Raw genomic sequence first — 17,857 nt, 5'->3', positions numbered from 1 at the left:
GTTATGAAGATGTAGTCGAGGCTCATCATCCCGGTCTTCGCCCGCATCATCTGCCTCTGGGTCCCCTCACCGCAGTCGAAGAGGATCAGCTCGCCCTCCCGGTTGATCAGGACTGCAGAGGGGTTCCTCTCAGGAGTGGGAAGAGAGCCCGCGGTTCCGAGAAAGGTCACAGTAAGCATCCTTCGCATCATCTCCAGCTCAGGGTCGATCCTCTTATCGTGAGGAGTATAAAAAGATGCGCGGGATGAGGGAGGCGGGCTTTCAGGATAGGGACCGCCTTCTAGGAGGCTGGTAATCACGAGGCTGGTTCTGGCCGTTTACCTGGCCTCGGCCCTGACCCAGGGAGTGACGATCACCGCCTGTCCTGACGGCTGCGACCACTCCAGCATCAAGGCCGCATCGCCGGGGTACGGCCTCTGCGATCCTGGCCGCGAGATCCCCGGAGGGGCGAACCGGGACCGTTTCCCGCTGGCGGGCGACTGATTAATGGCCCAATCATCACCCGCCGGTCCCGGGCCCAGCCGCTCAAAGCTCTCCCAGAAACCTCGACGCTATGACAAAGATGGCGTGAGACCAGAGGAGGGGCGAGACCGAGACCTGAATGTCGTTATCGAAGATCTGCTCCGGGATGTATCCCTCAGTGCTCTCCAGGACCCAGTCGTAATATCCCCTCGCCCTCTCAGAATCGTCCCTCAAGGCCCAGTATATAGAAAGCCAGAGGCTGAGGAGGGGCCAGGCTCCTGCGCCCTTCCTTCGATGCATCCCCTCATACATCCAGCCGTCGTACTCGTCGTGCTCGTAGCGGCGGACCCCGCCTTTGAGGGGACCTTCGGAGACCACCAGCCTTCTCTCGATCTCCTCTACCGTGGAGACGATCCGGGGGTCGTAGGCCTCATAGATCGCGAAGGGGTAGACCAGGCCCAGGACCGAGGCGTCGATCCTCCGGTCGGTCAGTTCTCCATAAGACCGGACGAAGTGGCCGCCCACAAAGTGCTCATCGAGCCTCGAGCTCATCTCCCCGGCCGCCCTCCTCCAAGCTTCGCATCCCTCACCGTCCGGGATCATCTCGCAGGCGCAATCCAGCCCCCGGATGCAGGCGGCCAGGGAGTAGGTGAAGTTCTCCGCGAGGTCGGGGAAGGCGAGCCTCTCCTCCCAGAGGTCGTTTGTCACCAGGCTGAAGCTTCTGCCGTTCCAGGCGCCAGCGAGGCCGTCGGCCGCTCGTTCTATCAGCTCCTCAAACTCCCGGGCGCCTTCAAGGTCCTGCCGGTAATGGTGCCAGAGAGCGAATAATATAGATCCCGTCTGGTCGGGCTGGAACCGGCCTGAGGCCTTGAGGCCGTTAACGTAGTACTTCTCGAAGAAGAGGCCCGTCTCCCGAAAACCCTCCGCCCTCCGGAGACACCAGCGGAAGAACCCCTCCTGGAAGGCCGGAAGGCCCAGTACATCCGCGGCGAGGCAGGCGAAGGAGGCGTCCCTCGGCCAGACGTAGGAGTAGTTCTTCGCCTCTTTCGGGTAGCACTCCTGGGTGGGGTTTGCGGCGACGATCGCTCCGTTATCGAGGCGGCAGTCGGCCAGAACCACCTTCGACGCCTCGATCGTCCTCTCGATTCCCGACCTTATTATCCTGGACATCATTCCTCCGTGCTTCGGTCTTTTCAACCCGTTCACCTTATGACGTTGAAAGCGTAAGAGAATATCTAAAGTTGGATGGAGGCGATCGTCTTGAACTGCACCATCTGCGGGCCGGGGCGAGGCAGCGAAGATCCTGGGTGTCTGCCTCTTCTGCATCCGGGAGAGGGCCGAGGTCGGCTACTGCGGGGTCCGAAAGAACCTCGGCGATCGGTGAGGTCCTCGAAAACTGAACGATAGTATGAAATAGTGCGTCGGAGAGAGGGATGGTCACATGAAGAAACTGTTACTGTTATTGGCCTTGATGGTCGTCGCCTTCTCCGGCTGCCTGGAGGAGAAGCCGAGCGCGGAGGAGCTGAAGGCGATGATGATCGAGTCGGTGGAGGAGATCGAGACTGCCGCCTTCACCGTGGATATGGAGCAGACCATTAAAGTGATCAACCACTCGGAGACGAACCGAAGCCTTCGGACCATGACCTTCGATACGAGTTCGGCGGGCTCCGGGGTGCTGAACGTCACCGCCCGCGCCATGAAGATGACCATGATCACCACCACCAGCTCTGAGGAGACGGGAGAGATCGTCTCTGAGATGGAGGTCTACATGAAGGGTGATACCATGTACACCAAAGTCGACGGGAACTGGACGAAGATGCCTGGGATGCCCGAAGAGATGTGGGACCAGCAGAACCAGGTGAAGACCCAGGCGGAACTTCTCAACGCCTCACAGATCGAGCTGGCGGGGTCTGAGAAGGTCAACGGCGAGGCCGCCTACAAGGTGAAGGTGGTCCCCGACATGGAGACCTTCACCATGATCCTCAACCAGCAGATGGGATCGATGCCGTTTTACGCCATGAACATGACCGAGATCTTCGAGGAGAGCGATATAGAGTGGACGACCTGGATCTCCAAGGAGTCCCACCTGCCCTTGAAAAACCACGTCTCTCTGGGGCTGACCATGACCGCGGATATGATGGGCCTTCCGGTCAACGAGATGGGCGATTTGGAGATGGAGATCGAATCCGACTCGACGGTAGTATATTCCGACTACAACGTGCCGGTGGAGATCGTGGTGCCGGAGGAGGCGATGGCGGCCCCCTCCTGGCTCGACATGCTGATGACGATGATGCCCCCGCCTTCTGAAGCTACGCCTGCCGAGTAGGCGCTATCGAGAAGGGATTTGAGGAGCGTTTGGGACGATGAAAGAGGGTGACTGGGGACTCTAGATAGAGGAGGAGTAACCTTCTTCCCCTATACGCCACCCCTCTTCAGCCTCCTCGCCCCTCCCATCACGTCCTCCGACCAGGCCCTCATCACCTCTCCGACCGACCAGGCCTGGGATATGCAGCCTCCGGGTCGGCGGGGCTCGTCTCCGTCGAAGACCTCGCAGATCGTCCCCACCCCGATCTGGCCTTCGAGGTCCATGAGGGGCCTCAGAAGCTCCCTGGCCTCGTCCCTCTCCTTCTTCGAGCCGCGGCCCGCCTTGAGGCGGGCGGTCGTATAGGGCCCGATCAGCCAGGGCCAGACCGTCCCCTGGTGATAGGCCCGGTCCCTCTCGGCGGGACCGCCCCCGTACCTTCCGATGTAGGCGGCGTCCTTCGGCGAGAGGGTTCTCAGGCCGACGGGCGTAAGCAGCTCCTCGGTGGCCGCGGCCACTATCTCGCCGATCTGGTGGTCGTCCAGGGGGGTGAAGGGTAGGGAGGCCGCTATCACCATGTTCGGCCTGATGGCCGGGTCGATCTCGTCGATCAGATCGTATAGGCATCCGAGATCGGGGTTCCAGAACTTCTCGTAGCTCTCACCGACCTTCTCCGCGAGACCGCCGTCCCAATCCTCATCCAGCACCTCTGCGAAGAGCTCCATCGCCTTCAGGGCGTTGTACCAGAGGGCGTTGATCTCGCAGGCCTTCCCAGCCCGAGGGGTCGCGAACTCGCCCCCCAACTTCGCATCCATCCAGGTTAGGCCGGGCTTTGATGCGATCAGGCCGTCATCGTCACAGAAGGAGCCCGGAGTCTCTCGGGCGTAGCGGTCGACGATCGCCCTCATGGCCGGGAAGAGCTCCTCCACCAGGTCGGAGTCGCCGGAGTAGGCCCAGTACTTGTGGACCGACCAGAAGAACCAGAGGGCAGCGTCGATGGTGTTGTAGGCTTCGGCCCCGAAGTCGTTGGGGAGGAGGCCGTCCTTCATCGCCCCGGCGAAGGTGGCCAGGACGGCCCGGGCCTCATCGAACCTGCGGGTGGTGAGGAGGAGACCCGGAAGGGAGATCATGGCGTCCCTCCCCCAGTCGTTGAACCAGTGGTAGCCTGCGATGATGCTCTTTCCCCCGCCCCTCTGCACCAGAAACTGATCGGATCCGACGGCAAGCCGTCGGAACCTGGGGTCGCGCCTCCTGTTTCCCGCAAGGTGTCTGATCCTCTCCACCTCCCGGCTCACGAGCTCCTCCGCCCCATCCGGAGAATCTCTGTCGATTGAAGCGACTATGCTGAAGGTGAGGCGGCCGTCGACCTGGACCTCGAAGCGGCCTGGGGAGAAGGAGTCCTCCGTCCAGGCGAGGCCCCTCTGCCTCTCGACCTCGTACTCCAGGTTGTTGAACCAGAGCCCCTCTCGGACGTAGCGGGCCCTGTCGGAGACGAGGACGAAGTCGCAGTTCGAGCGGAGGCGGACCCCGCTCCCTCCTCCCTCAAGATCAATCCTCTCCTGGTTCATCGAGGGGGCGCGAGATGCGACGTGAAAGCTCCTGCAGTTGACCAGGGGGACCACTTTGAAGAGGCCGTACCCTTCGATCTCGTACCTAACGACGGTGGTGTTCTCGCCGCTGGCCATGCAGACCTTCTTCTCGACGGTGGCCCCGTCCTCGGTCCGATAGAGGAACGTCGGTAGAGGGTCCTGCCGAAACTCCTCCAGGTGGCGGAACCCCTGGGGGTATATCGTTCCCGGATACTGGTGGCAGGCGAAGTTGTAGCGGCCCGATTCGGAGACGAGCTCCTCGTCAAGGGAGGAGAGGAGGAGCGTCCTCTCCGTCGGCGGGTCTTTCGCCGCCACCAAAAGGCCGTGGTAGGACCTGCTGTTCGCTCCCAGGATCGTCGAGGAGGCGTAGCCCCCAAGGCCGTTTGTGATCAACCATTCGCGCTCTGTCCCCTCTTGATAGCTCTTCGGATGAAACCTGAGATCGATGCTCATCTCTTCTTCCTCCCCCTTTCTGGGTCGGCCTTCTTTTCATCTCGCGCTGCCCTCTTCCTCTTTGATCTGCCCCTGCTTGCGGCCTCCACCACCCCCAGAAGAGCCGCCCTCAGATCCTCTCCCCGGAGGCCTTCGGCCTCTTCCAGCCTCCCGGCCAGGTCGGCATCGCCGAGGCTCCCCCTCGCCCAGGCCGAGAGGTCTCCTCTCTTCGCGTGGTATTCGAGGGACTCGATCTCGGCCCTCTCCAGAGCCTCCGCCAGGCTTCTCCTGCCCCAGGCGGCGTCTCCAGTGAACTGATCGATCCCGGTCGAGAAGATGAAGGGATCGGCGGCGGCGGCGACCCAGGACTTCACCCGATAGTTGAGGTCTGAGAGGACGGAGAAGAGGGTGATGGCGGCGTCGTAGGGGCTGCCGTAGGGGCTGAAGTAGTTGTGGACCTCGCCGGGGGCGCCTCCGTGGGTGAAGGCGTAGTAGAGGTGGTCGGAGAGGCCGAGGGTCCTCCAGACCTCCAGAAGGCGTCGGTCGCCGCTCTCCTTGATGGGGCCCTCAAGCCTCCGATGGTAGGTGTAGCAGGCCCACTGGAGAGCGTTTCCAAGCCAGCAGCTGGTGTCCCTCTCGATGTCGGCCCAGGAGGTGGTGGCAGGAACGCTGATGGTCTCCAGGGGCGGGTTTCTCTCCAGCACCTCGCTGGGGGTGGCAAACCTCAGGTGATCCCACTTCAGGACCTCGCCGGGGAGGAACTTCAGAAACTCGAAGATCCCGGTGTCCGCCCACTGGTGCTCGCCGAAGGTCTCGTAGTCGCAGAAGATGTTGACGACCTCGCCGGGCTTTGCCGCGATCCATGAGGCGTACTTGACGGCGGTGAGAGGGTACTCGCTCCACCACCGGGCCGAGAACCGGAAGCCCATGTCGTCGGTGATCTGATAGTCCCGGAGGAGCAGCGATATCCTCTCGCACCCCTCGGGCCGATAGACGTGATTTGGAGGGGCGACCACCCCCTCGGCGAAGATCCCATCGTAGCCCATATCCTCGACCATCTTCGCGATCCGGTCGTCGTAGAGGAGCTCGGTATTCTCGAAGATCCGGGGCTTTACGCCGAATTTGTCCCATATCCTCTCCCGGTGCATCTTGACCTGCTCGGCGAACTCCCTTTCGTCCTCGTAGAGGCCTGCTAGGGAGTGGTGGTAGGTCTGCTCCAAGACCTCCACCATCCCGGTATCTACGAGCCGGACGAAGGACGCGAGGACCTCGGGGTTATACCTCTCGCACTGGTCGAGAAAGACCCCCGAGAAGCTGTAGGCGACCTTGAAGGGCCGCTCTGAGTCCTGGTGGCGCCTCACTTCCTCGAGGATGATCTCGTTTGTCGGAAGGTAGCACTTCTCTGCGACCCGGTCGAATATCCTCCGGTTCTCTGGGCCGTCGAAGTAGAAGTCGAAGATCTGGTCGGGCTCGATCTTCCTCATCGGCGAGCCGTTCCAGAAGAACTCCTTTCGCAGCCTCAGAGGCTGGTGGACCTCAAAGCACAGGCAGACGTCGGTCATGAGACCTCACCGGGATCGTTCGGATCTTCGTCGGCATCGAGGCAACCTCCGCCGGACCGGTGGGGCGGGATGAATGGCATACTGGTATATTGTCTATCAAGTTCAATAAATATTTGGTTCAACGAGGTTGTGACCAAAATCGGCTCTGAAAGGTCAGAGATCGCCAGAACCTTTTAGGTTGATATATGAAAGCTATAAAACCGAGGGAATCGATTCTATGGACTCAAAGTACAGGATAAGACGGGCCGAATCTTTAGACGATGCCAGAAAGCTCCGCCATCATTTCACCGAGATCTTTCGTCCTGAGGATGTAGGAGACTTCGCCGAGACGATATTTCTCCACTTTCCGGGCATGAAGAACGAGCGCTGGTTCATCGCCGTCGAGGAGGAGACCGGAGAGATAGCCGCGGCCTTCGCCCTCATCCCCTGGACCTGGGAGATGGCGGGGACGGAGCTCAAAGTCGCCGAGATGGGGATCGTGGGAACGGGAGAGGCCCACCGGAACAAGGGGCTGATGAGGCTCCTGTACCGGGAGTTCGATGCGACCCTGGAGGAGGAGGGGTTCGACCTGGCCGCTGTCCAGGGGATCCCGGGATTTTATCGCCGCTTCGGATATCATTATTCAATCCCCCTGGAGCCTCACATCGATATCCCCCTCCATCTCGCGCCTGATCTGGCCGACGATGATTCCTACGAGTTTCGGCTCGCCGAGACCGGCGACATACCTTTTCTCCTGGAAGAGGACGAGCGATATAGAAGGTCGAACTTCCTCTCCGTCTTCAGGGACGGGGCAAAATGGAACTACCTTTTGACCTTCAGCCCGAAGATCGGATGCGGCTCGGAGTTCTGGATCATGGAAGGCCGAGAGACGGAAGAGAAATACTACTTCAGGATTTCTCGGCAGGGCTTCGGAGACGGACTCATCGTGAGCGAGATCAGCGAATCCATATCTGACGACGCCCTGACGAACCTTTTCGCCTTCTGCAAGAAGAGATGCAGAGAGCAGGTGAAGCCGTACATCCGGCTGAACCTCTCCTGCGAGTCGGTCGCAGGGAAGACGGCCCACTCCTTCGGGGCGTCGGTGGGGAGAGCCTATGCCTGGCAGATAAAAATTCCGGATAAGACGAAGTTTCTCGAAAAGATCGCCCCCATCCTGGAGGCGCGCCTGAAGGAGAGCAGTTTTGCTGGCTTCTCCGGGATTTTGCGGCTTGATTTTTATAAAAACCAAATCGATCTCAATTGGTCCGGAGGAAGGATCGAATCGGTCACATCCGGAAGCGAAGAGGAATGTCCGAACACATTATTCCTCAGCGAGGACCTCTTCGCTCCTCTGGTCCTGGGGCACCGGACCTGGCAGGAGCTGCAACACGTGCGACCCGATATCTTCCCTGCAACGCTGTATACGGGCTCTGGCACCGATGGGGCCTCAGATAAGACCGCTCGCCTCATCGAGATCCTCTTTCCAGCCGAGAGATCGTGGATCTATGAGCAGTATTGATGAGAACCTTCTGCCCTTCACCGGTAAAAATAATTACTCTGGGGTGAATAGAGTCTTTCAGGAGGGGAAAAAGTGGACGAATCATCAAAAGCGTATGAGAAGGTTCCTTCGGGAATACCGGGCTTCGACGACCTGGTGAACGGAGGATTTCACAGAGAGACCGTCAACACCGTCACGGGGGCATCGGGCACAGGCAAGACCGTCTTCGCCTCCCAGTTCATATACGAGGGGATAAAAAACGGCGAGAAGGGGATGATCATCGTCCCATCGGAGAGCGCCGAATACCTGAAAAGGGAGATGTACTCCTCCTTCAAGTGGGACTTCTGGAAGCTGGAGGAGGAGGGAAAGCTGGTGATGGTGGACGTCACCGACCCCGTCCTCCGGCTCCAGAAGAGCATCGAGACCGACCCCACAGAGTTTCTGATCAACTTTCGAAAGCTGGTGAACAAGAAGGTCCAGGAGGAGAAGCCCCAGAGGATCCTCATCGACGACCTCATGGCCTTCTTCACCGCCATCGAGTCGCCCTTCGTCATGAGGTCCCTCGCCGACGATCTCTTCGGCGATTTGAGGTCCACCGGGGTTACGGCGATGATCACCATCAGCGAGGCCTTCGGCATGACCCAGATCATGGAGTACGGGGCGGACTCCTGCACCATACTGAAGAGGGATCGTATCGGAAACAACATGGTCCGCTCCATCTACATGATGAAGATGAGGGGGTCGAGGATCTCAAACAGCATAAGGGTCCTCGACATCTCCGACGACGGGTTGGCGGTCTCGACCCTATCGCCCTATCCGTGAGTTTGTCGGAGGTCTGATTCTCATGATAAAGCGCTGGATAGTCCTGGCGGGGGAGGAGGGTGGTCCCGTCTGCAACAAGATGGGCGGGATATGGAACGTCATCGACGCCGAGGCGAGGGTGCTCGCAGAGCTCGCCGCCAAAGATGAGATCGAGTGCGACCTCAAGATCCTGGTGGCAGGCCCCTACTACCCCACCCAGGGGTCGGACTGGAACAAGGGCAAGTCCAGGGTCACCGATGTGAGCGGCCTCGAACCTCTCGATATGAACGACGATCTCACCTGCGCCCTCGACCATCTCAAGACCGAGGGGATCGACGTCATAACTGCCCAGACCGAGGTCGAAGGCCACCCCATCGGCTACCTCCTCTTCAACACCGCCTATTATGACTCGATCATCACTAACAGATACGGCTCTAAGATGACCCTCGCCAACGCCATCAAGGCCGAGGCCTGGCAGATCTCGGGGCTCGACTCGATGAAGTTCGAACGGTCCCCTTACGGCCCGGAGTACACCCACTACCTCGGACTCTCCTACGCCGTCTCCCAGTTCGTCCGCTATCTCGTGTCCCTCGGCGAGGAGAAGGCCAAGAAGTACGGGGACGAGGCGATCTCGGAGTTCGCCATGTCGGTGATGCCGAAGATGAGAGTCTCCCTCCACTGCCATGAGTTTCCCACCTTCTACGCCTTGGCCAGGCTGAAGTGTCTCGGGGTCCCCGTTCGGACGATGGCCACCCTCCACGCCACAGTGCCGGGGAGGTCTTCTGGCTATCGGTCTCTGGAGAAGGTCGCCCATAACGACGGAGCCTGGGATCCCAACGTCCCCGTCGGCATGGCCACCCTCGAGTCCCTGGCACGGTACGCCGACGTGGTCTCCTTCGTGGGGGACTCGACGATGCGCGAAGCGATGCTCTTTCACAAACTGGACGGGATCGTCATTCGAAACGGGATCGACCTGGACGTCAGATATATAGACTGGAAGAAGAAGAATATCTGCAGAAAAAAAATTCAGAAGTTTCTCTCGGAGAAGATCCACACGGTCTTCGGAGGAGAGCTGATCGATCCCGAGGACATCCTCCCCGTCTTCACCATATCCCGTCTGGAGCTGGAGAACAAGGGCTACCCCCAGCTCCTCGACTCCATCCTCCTCCAAGATCACCTCATAAAACACAGACGGCTCGAGCAGAGGTTTGCAGATAAGATGAGGGTGGTATGTCTCCTCATCACCTCTCACGGACCCAAGCCGAAGGACAAGCTCCCTGACGGCTTTCCAATCAACCTCCCCTCAGAGGTTCCGGTGGGCGAGGAGATAAGGCTCAACAACATGATCTACGATCTGGGAATCGACGCCGGAAGCATGGCCTCCGGCAAGAGGCAGGCCTCGGCCGTCCTCTACCCTCAGTGGGTGGGGCCCGACGACGGCGGCCTCAACATGAGGGCGGACGAGATCATGGCGGGATGTGTCGCGGGGATATTCCCATCCCAGTACGAGCCCTTCCTTCTAACCGGCCTGGAGGCCGGAAGGGAGGGGACCCCCAGCATCGTCAGCCGGGCCTGCGGCTTCAGCGACGCCCTGAAGAAGGTGGATCGGCTGGTGACCGGCCTCGGGGGGGTCGTCGTCGTCGACAACATCGAGGCCGCCCACCAGGAGATGATCCTCGATTACGCCCTGGCCCTCGATTACTTCACCTGGACTTACCTGGAAGACCAGGTGAAGTACCGGCTCCTCTGCGAGGAGTCCTTCGCCCTGGCGAAGCTTATGAACTGGACCGAGCCTGTCTTGGAGTACTACAAGAACCTCATGGTCAGCTCAGAGCTGGACAGGTGCATGCCTCCAGAGACCATAGGTTTTGAGGATGGTGGCGAATGATGAAGATAGCTTACTTCAGCCTGGAGTTTCCCCCTCGGGTCTTCGGCGGTCTCGGCGTCTACGCCGACTCCATATCGAGGGAGATCGCGTCCCTCGGCCACAAGATCTCCGTCTTCACCCTCGGTGACGGCGATCTGAGGCGGAGGCAGACGAGGCGCGGTATATCCATATTCAGAGAGACGGCCCTGCCCATGAGAGACGGATGGGAGCCCTTCCTCTCGGCCCGGACCCATGCCTGGGGGGAGGGCGTCGATTTCCTGCACGACCTCATGAGCTACAACCAGCTTGCTGCGGCCTCTTTAAGGGAGAGGGGGCCCTTCGACCTCTGTGTAGCCCACGACTGGCTGGGCCTTCCCGGAGCTATGGCCGCGAAGAGGAGCGAGGGGATGCCCCTCATCTACCACGTCCACAGCCTGGAGGTGGGAAGGGAGACGGCCCCAAACCGGCAGATCGTCGACCTGGAGGTGAAGGGAGGGGCCATCGCCGACGGGGTGATCACCGTATCTTTGGCCATGAGAGAGCAGCTGGCGAGCCTCGGAATCCCCAAAGAAAAGATCGAGGTCTGCTACCACGGCGTCGAGACCGACGTCTTCAGCCCCTCGAAGATCAAGGCGAAGAGGATCGAGGAGCTCCGGGAGAGGTACTCCATCGGGGAGGAGGACGAGGTGATCCTCTTCGTCGGAAGGCTCGAGCCGGTCAAGGGGGTGATCCCGCTCCTGGAGGCGATGCCAGAAGTCCTGGCTGAGCATCCGAGGGCGAAGCTGATCGTCGTCGGCAGAGGGACTCTCGAAGATCGGGTCAGGGCGATGGCCGAGCCCCTGGGTGAGTCGGTGAAGGTCGTATCTGACTTTCTGGACCTGGACGCGAAGATCCATCACTACGCCCTCGCCGACCTCTGCGTCTTTCCGAGCCTCTACGAGCCCTTCGGGATCGTGGGGGTGGAGGCCGCCGCCATGGAGCGGCCGGCGGTCGTCGGGGCCAGCGGCGTCTCGGGGCTGCGGGAGATCGTGGACGATCCCTCCTCGGAGAGGCCCACCGGGGTCCACGTCAACCCGCACGAGCCCGGCGACATCGCCTGGGGGATAAAACTCGTCCTTGAGGACCCCGAGAGGATGAGGGAGTGGGGCAGAAACGGGAGGGCAAAGTGCCTCGACCTCTTCAACTGGCCCCGGGCCGCCAAAGAGACCCTCGAGATCTACGAGAGGGTGGTCTCATCCCGGAGATGAGGCGCCACTACTTCCTCGGCGATTACTGCATCATCGCCGCCGAGAGGGGAAAGAGGCCATCTGACTTCAAGCACGAGGGGACAAAAGAGCGGTCCGACCCCAATACCTGCCCTTTCTGTCCGGGAAACGAGGAGATGACGCCCCCCGCCGTCGCCGTCTACACCGACGACGGCATCTTCTCCGACGGTGAAGATAGGGTCAAAAACTGGTGGGCGCGGTCCTTTCAAAACCTCTACCCTGCGGCGACGCCGAAACCAGAGCCGCCCACTAAAGAGTGGGTGGCGGAGTTCGCTCGCGGCGGCCACGAGGTGATCGTCGAGTCCCCAGATCACAAGAGCGACCCGGCCCGCTTCAGCCGGCAGGAGCTCGAACGGCTGGTCTTGGTATACAGAGATCGGTACAGCCGTCGCATATCCCAAGAGGGCGTGGCGTACGTCTCCATCTTCAAGAACTGGGGGAGGGTGGCGGGGGCCTCCATCAGCCACACCCACTCCCAGCTCATAGCCCTCCCCATCGTCCCCCCGGCTCTGATCAGGGAGATGGACACCGCAACCTCTGCACCTCGCTGCCCCTACTGCAGCCTCGCCGAGAGGGAGGCGACCTCGGAGAGGCTGATCTTTGAGAACGAGGGCTTCGTCCTCATCGCCCCCTTCTGCTCTCAGGTTCCCTACGAGACCTGGATCCTCCCGAGAAAGCACCTCTCATCTCTGGAAGAGCTAGATCGGGCCGATCTACAAGACCTCGGCCAGGTCCTGGGCGAGGCGCTCAGAAGGCTCGATCGGCTCCTATCCGGTCCTCCCTACAACTATTCGATCAGCCAGCTTCCCGACCGTCGCTACCACCTCAACATCAGGATCCAGCCGGCGATATCGACGGTGGCGGGCTTTGAGAAGAACACCGGGATCTTCATCAACACCGTGCCGCCCGAGGAGGCCGCCCGAGATCTTCGGGAGGTTTGACCTCTTCGGATCCGAGGATCTCCTCCTGTCGGCATCGCCGTCGTCATCTTTTGATTGTGCCTTCGAAGGACGCCTGATATCTCCGCCAAAAGATCGACCATAATCGGCTAAAACCGAAAGGTTAATCAGCCGACAGCATAAGAAATTGTAGCAAAAATTGGCGAACAAACTTATTGAAGTGCGAGACCGGCGAAATGACGAAAAGCGATCATATCTTGATATGGTGGATGAAATGCGGATAGGGATGCTCTCCTGGGAGAGCCTTTACTCAACGAAGGTCGGGGGCGTCGCCCCCCACGTCTCGGAACTCTCCGAAGCTCTCGCGAGGAGGGGGCACGAGGTGCACGTCTTCACCCAGCGGGGAGATTTCGGCTCCTACGACGAGATCAACGGCGTTCACTATCAGAGGGTGGATTTCGATCATTCCGGAGATATCCTCGCCCAGATGGACCGGATGTGCGACGCCATCTTCGATCGGTTCGGGCACGTCCAGAGGCTATTCGGCAAATTCGACCTGGTGCACGGCCACGATTGGCACCCGGTCGCAGCCCTCAGCAGGATAAAGGCCACTTACAACATCCCCTACGTGATCACTCTCCACAGCACCGAATGGGGAAGGAGCGGGAACAACTTCAGCGGCGACTATGTGCCCAGGGAGATCTCCCACCGGGAATGGCTCGCTGGCTACGAGTCGGCGATGGTGATCACCACCACCCAGAGGATGGAAGACGAATTGATGATGCTCTACCAGATCCCGGCAGAGAAGATCGAGATCATCCCCAACGGCCTGGTTATCGGAAGCTGCAGGCGCACCGTCGATCCGGGAAGGGTCAAGGAGAGGTACGGGGTCCATCCTCTCGCCCCGGTGGTCCTCTTCTGCGGCAGGATGAACTACCAGAAGGGGCCCTGCATCCTGGTGGAGGCCGTCCCCCACGTCCTGGCCCGCCACTGGGACGTGAAGTTCGTCTTCATCGGCGACGGAGGGATGAGGCCGATCTGCGAAGGAAGGGCCCGGGAGCTGGGGGTCGATGGGTCCTGCATCTTTCTCGGCTACACCCCAAGCAACGTCAAAGAGGAGTGGATGAACGCCTGCGACATGATCTGTCTTCCCAGCAGAAATGAGCCATTCGGGATCGTGGTCCTGGAGGGTTGGGATGCGGGAAAGCCCGTGGTGGCCACCGACGCCATCAGCATAATCAAGAACTTCGAGGACGGCCTCCTCGCCTATATCCAGCCCGAGTCGATAGCTTGGTGCATAAACCAGCTCCTGGATGACCCCCAGGAGATGGAGAGGCTCGGCCGGGCCGGAAGAGAGCGGCTCGAGCGGGAGTTCACCTGGGACGAGATCGCAAGAGAGACCGAAGAGGTCTACAGCAGGATATTGAATAAAAAATGAGCTGACTGGGGGTGGTCAAAATCTCGCTTTTTGCTCCCTTTTACCTCGCGGGATTGCGAAGGGCAGAGCGGGAAGGCCCACCCTTCAGGGTGGGGATGAAAGCGGAGCCTTTTGCCCTGGATCCGTCTATGGACGACTATTTAAGCAATAAAGACGATCTATATTTCAATGCTTAAGGCTTACAAGTTCAGGCTCTATCCAACAAAATCACAGAGATCGAAGATGGAGCGAACGCTGGACAATGGTTTGCCTGCTTCTCCGTGGAGATCGACGATCTGCCTAAGCCACCGTGGAAAGACGGATTATCGGTAGGCATTGACGTGGGGCTGGAAAGTTTCGCCACGATGTCCAACGGAGAGAAGATCGATAACCCCCGATTCTTTCGATCTGAAGAGAAGGCGTTGGCCAAAGCTCAGAGACGGCTATCTAAATGCGCCAAAGGAACTTCACAGAGAAGGGCGGCCGTTAAGGTAGTACAGCGAGTCCACGAACGGATCGCTAACAGAAGATACAATTTCGCTCATCAGATAAGCAATCAGCTGGTCTCGAAATATGGTCTGATTGCTTTCGAAGATCTAAATGTCACGAATATGCTCAAAAACCACTGCGTGGCTAAAAGCATATCTGACGCAGCTTGGAGGATGCTAGTCACAACCACATCGTATAAGGCTGAGAGCGCCGGTTCGATAGCGGTACTGGTAGATCCCAGGAACACGAGTCAGCTATGCTCTAGGTGTGGGGTGAAAGCTCCGAAGTCACTATCGGATCGTGTCCATGAATGTCCTCGGTGCGGGCTGGTCATGGACCGTGACGAGAATGCAGCGATCAACATTCTGAGACTGGGGATGCAATCTCTTCGCAAAAGCGATATAAGCCCCACCCTTTAGGGAGGGGAGCATTCACCCTCATTGGATCCGGATGAGATTCTTCATCTAAGTGCAAGTTTATTGCCCTTCTCAAGCTGCTGAATCTGTTCTTCGCCTTTGGCGGCCAGCTCCTTGAACTGATTGATAGTATCCCGCATTTTGGGCAGAGCTTCCTGCTTATAGGTGCTGATGGAGTCCAGCGCCTCCATGACGTCGGCAAAGGCGGTCTTCATCCCTTCGACGGAGATATTGGACTCCATCGATCGTCTCTGGATTTCCGCCCCCTGATCCTTCAGCATCTGCGAGGTGTTGCTGATGATATCATTTGTGGTCTCATTGAGCATTTCAATCTTCTTCAGGACGATCTTCTGGTGATAGAGAGCGCCGGCAACCGTCACCGAGGTTCGCAGAGCTGAAATGGTCACAGTTTGGGCCCTTTCCACCCCGCGCATCAGCTCCTTGTTATTTCTGATCACAACCTCCATCGCCATTACGCCCTGCTGATTGACGATGACCATCTGCTGCATATCCATAACCCGCTGTCGCAGCGGAAAGAGTACCTCTTCAGCGACAAATCTGACTTTCTCCGGGTCTTCGTTCCTGGCTTTTGCCGCCTCTATCTGCATCTCGATCGATCTGTCCATCAGGATGCCGAGCTGGATCTCCTTCATCAGCCTCTTGGTCAGACTGCGCAGTGCCTGCTGCTCGATCTCCAGAGTGGTGTTATCGTTCTTCAGGATCGTCTTTCCTCTCTCCAGAGAGCGGATGATATCAGCAATCGCCGAATCTGCTCTCTGGTATCGAACAAAATAGTCCCTGACCGGGTTGAAGACCTTGCCGAAGATGCCGGTCTTGGTGAAATCGATCAGGCTTGGGTCCAGATCTCTCAGCTCCCGGTTCAGATCCATCAAGCCCTTTGCCACAACCCCGCCTTCATCGCCGTCTCGAGACAGGTTCCCCACGGTCAACTGCAGCAAAGAGTTTTTGGCAGCCGAGCTCCTCATCGACTCGGCCCCAAAGGACTCTATTGACTGCAGGATGTACCTCTTTTTGGCAAACTCATCGATATCTAGGCTCAGAATCTCTGAAACGTTGCTTTCCACTATAGGCTGAAGCTGGGCCACTTCCTCTGGCGCTGGCTTGACCTGCTCTTGTACCTCTTTCTTGATCTCCGCCTCATCGGGCACCTCCATCGTGAAAGCCATCTTAGCTTCCTCCATCTATAGCTCAGCATTGAACAGGTTGCGCAGCTTGTAAACAACGTCATCGGTATCGGCGTTAATACAGGCAGCTTCAGTGATTTTGGAGATCTCTTTCAGTGCCTTGATGTCCGCATTGTAGCCGATCGTGTATATGGGTACTCCAAGCTCCTCCACGATTGTTCTGATCTCGTTCAGCGAGTGGCCTTCATTGGTCTCGCCATCGCTGAGTATGAAGATCCTCGGCTTCAGGTTGGGATCTCTATCGGGACCTGCAGCCTTCTGCTCTATGAGCATCTGCATGGCGACGGCGATCCCGTCGAAGGTTGCCGTGCCGCCGCCGGCCTGCATATCATAAACCGCCCCGGCAAACAGGGGTCTCTGATCAAGATCGAACTTGGCAACCGGCAGATCGATGTTGACGTCGTCTGAGTAAGAGACCAGGCCAACCAGATTATTCTCGCCGATATATTTCTGGCCCTCCAGCAGCGAGCGCTTCAAGTTACTCAGCGGTCTGCCATCCATGCTGCCGGAGACATCGACCACAAATATCGCGCAGATAGGTTTGGCATTTTTCACCTCTTTCCAGAGTCTTTGGGCCTGAATTATCACATCGCCGCTGACCGGTCCAGTCTCGGATTGGTATTCATCGAGGCCGTTAAATCCATATTCGGTGGCCAGAGACCGGTACTTCTCCTGCTGGGTGAACTCGACGAACTCGTTCAGGATTTGTCTTTTCTCTGCCGACAGATCGCCGATAGCATACACGGGATTGTCGTGCCTGAACCCAAAGGGAGTGAACTCGTAGTGCCTTATATCTGGTGTATTCACGTAGGTCTGGTATTCCAGGACAAAACCGTCCAGAAGACCTGATTTGGCAGCGTCCCTCATTTGCAAGGTGGTATAGGCGACCACGGGAATATTGGCCTGGAAACCCTCAAATCCTGCTACTGCTTTATCGCTCAATAAGTTGCTGCTGTCAAAGGCGTATAAAGCCGAGATCAGAAAGTTCAGCCCGGTAGAGCTTGCAAAGGGATTGGTGTAGCCCATATCCAGCTCGTCGTTCGCGACAGCATCGATAATCGTCGTGGTATTGACGTCACCGTAATTGTTTACCAGCTCGTCTTTCTTGGCCTTGGTGAGCAGTATCCCGGCTACATTGCCGACGAGCCTCTTCTCCACCAGCTCGGCTTTAACCCCCTGGGAGATGATCACCTCGCCCCAGAGCTCATTGGACGGCGTATAGGCATCCGGCCGATACTTCCCGGAAGTAATGTAATCGGCGGCTTCCCCGGAGGGGATTGCTCTGAGCCTTACCGATACCCTCTTGCCATCGATCTTTATTCTCGCCTCGTTGAAGTCTCTTGCCACCTCTGTCAGCCAGCCGTCGGTGCCGCTCCCTGCTTTCTCCGTCGAGGAGAATATCTCGATGTAGCTGGATGTGCTTTTCTCAACCTGTGGCGGGTAACTGTGATCGATATCGGGTAAGGTATCGATCGGATTTTCGGGAGTAATGTCGACCGGGGCTGGAGAATGTGTGACTGTATTCACATCGATGTCTTCGATGATGTCCGCCAGATTATCTGTACCACCATCTGGAATTAACAGATATACTAAGAGAAATACTCCAACTGTTGCCCCCATGATCTTCCAAATTACTTTTTTATCGGCATCGTTCGGCATGCTGATTCTCCCTCC

Annotated in this window: 14 protein-coding genes and 1 pseudogene; 9 read left to right on the top strand and 6 right to left on the bottom strand. The window is 58.5% G+C overall.

Annotation, left to right across the window (positions count from 1 at the left end):
* Window positions 1-179: pseudogene (locus tag ACP5EL_RS02070) on the bottom strand (ribonuclease Z); the annotation flags it as partial.
* Window positions 180-345: 166 nt separating this feature from the next.
* On the opposite strand from ACP5EL_RS02070, the gene ACP5EL_RS02065 reads away from it, so the two are divergent.
* Complete coding sequence (locus tag ACP5EL_RS02065) at window positions 346-483, top strand: hypothetical protein (protein ID WP_428400779.1); 138 nt, start codon at window positions 346-348, stop codon at window positions 481-483.
* A 42-nt stretch (window positions 484-525) separates the two neighbouring features.
* On the opposite strand, the gene ACP5EL_RS02060 is transcribed toward ACP5EL_RS02065, so the two are convergent.
* Entirely contained in the window at window positions 526-1,668 is a 1,143-nt protein-coding gene (locus ACP5EL_RS02060) for a glycoside hydrolase family 15 protein (RefSeq protein ID WP_428400778.1), read from the bottom strand.
* 235 nt (window positions 1,669-1,903) lie between these two features.
* On the opposite strand from ACP5EL_RS02060, the gene ACP5EL_RS02055 reads away from it, so the two are divergent.
* Complete coding sequence (locus ACP5EL_RS02055; protein WP_428400777.1) at window positions 1,904-2,788, top strand: DUF6612 family protein; 885 nt, start codon at window positions 1,904-1,906, stop codon at window positions 2,786-2,788.
* 89 nt (window positions 2,789-2,877) lie between these two features.
* Here ACP5EL_RS02055 and ACP5EL_RS02050 read toward each other — a convergent pair whose 3' ends face one another.
* Window positions 2,878-4,806: an amylo-alpha-1,6-glucosidase gene (locus ACP5EL_RS02050; RefSeq protein WP_428400776.1), complete on the bottom strand. Its 1,929-nt coding sequence runs from the start codon at window positions 4,804-4,806 to the stop codon at window positions 2,878-2,880.
* Window positions 4,803-6,347, bottom strand: coding sequence for a glycoside hydrolase family 57 protein (locus ACP5EL_RS02045; protein ID WP_428400775.1), 1,545 nt, complete (start codon window positions 6,345-6,347; stop codon window positions 4,803-4,805). Before ACP5EL_RS02045 ends, ACP5EL_RS02050 begins: the two co-directional genes overlap by 4 nt.
* A 217-nt stretch (window positions 6,348-6,564) precedes the next feature.
* Here ACP5EL_RS02045 and ACP5EL_RS02040 point away from each other — a divergent pair, with 217 nt between their 5' ends.
* The 7 genes from ACP5EL_RS02040 to ACP5EL_RS02010 all read left to right on the top strand — a co-directional run bounded on the left by ACP5EL_RS02040 (window position 6,565) and on the right by ACP5EL_RS02010 (window position 14,981).
* Entirely contained in the window at window positions 6,565-7,845 is a 1,281-nt protein-coding gene (locus ACP5EL_RS02040) for a GNAT family N-acetyltransferase (protein WP_428400774.1), read from the top strand.
* Between the two features lie 72 nt (window positions 7,846-7,917).
* On the top strand, window positions 7,918-8,646 hold the full coding sequence (locus ACP5EL_RS02035) for an RAD55 family ATPase (protein ID WP_428400773.1): 729 nt from the start codon (window positions 7,918-7,920) through the stop codon (window positions 8,644-8,646).
* Between the two features lie 22 nt (window positions 8,647-8,668).
* Window positions 8,669-10,513 carry a glycogen synthase gene (locus ACP5EL_RS02030; protein WP_428400772.1) on the top strand — a complete coding sequence of 615 codons (1,845 nt, stop codon included), beginning with the start codon at window positions 8,669-8,671 and terminating at the stop codon, window positions 10,511-10,513.
* Window positions 10,510-11,739, top strand: coding sequence for a glycosyltransferase family 4 protein (locus ACP5EL_RS02025; RefSeq protein WP_428400771.1), 1,230 nt, complete (start codon window positions 10,510-10,512; stop codon window positions 11,737-11,739). Before ACP5EL_RS02030 ends, ACP5EL_RS02025 begins: the two co-directional genes overlap by 4 nt.
* Window positions 11,736-12,698: a galactose-1-phosphate uridylyltransferase gene (locus ACP5EL_RS02020; protein WP_428400770.1), complete on the top strand. Its 963-nt coding sequence runs from the start codon at window positions 11,736-11,738 to the stop codon at window positions 12,696-12,698. Before ACP5EL_RS02025 ends, ACP5EL_RS02020 begins: the two co-directional genes overlap by 4 nt.
* Before the next feature lie 220 nt (window positions 12,699-12,918).
* On the top strand, window positions 12,919-14,094 hold the full coding sequence (locus tag ACP5EL_RS02015) for a glycosyltransferase family 4 protein (RefSeq protein ID WP_428400769.1): 1,176 nt from the start codon (window positions 12,919-12,921) through the stop codon (window positions 14,092-14,094).
* Between the two features lie 206 nt (window positions 14,095-14,300).
* Complete coding sequence (locus tag ACP5EL_RS02010) at window positions 14,301-14,981, top strand: RNA-guided endonuclease InsQ/TnpB family protein (protein WP_428400783.1); 681 nt, start codon at window positions 14,301-14,303, stop codon at window positions 14,979-14,981.
* Between the two features lie 41 nt (window positions 14,982-15,022).
* On the opposite strand, the gene ACP5EL_RS02005 is transcribed toward ACP5EL_RS02010, so the two are convergent.
* Together ACP5EL_RS02005 and ACP5EL_RS02000 are read right to left on the bottom strand one after the other, a co-directional pair.
* On the bottom strand, window positions 15,023-16,165 hold the full coding sequence (locus tag ACP5EL_RS02005) for a toxic anion resistance protein (RefSeq protein ID WP_428400782.1): 1,143 nt from the start codon (window positions 16,163-16,165) through the stop codon (window positions 15,023-15,025).
* A gap of 15 nt (window positions 16,166-16,180) precedes the next feature.
* Window positions 16,181-17,842, bottom strand: coding sequence for a vWA domain-containing protein (locus ACP5EL_RS02000; protein WP_428400768.1), 1,662 nt, complete (start codon window positions 17,840-17,842; stop codon window positions 16,181-16,183).
* Window positions 17,843-17,857: the final 15 nt, after the last annotated feature.

This window comes from Methanocrinis sp. (assembly GCF_049974945.1).
Classification (GTDB): Archaea; Halobacteriota; Methanosarcinia; order Methanotrichales; family Methanotrichaceae; genus Methanocrinis.
Note: the sequence above shows the minus strand (reverse complement) of the source record. Positions and strands in the feature narration are given on the sequence as shown.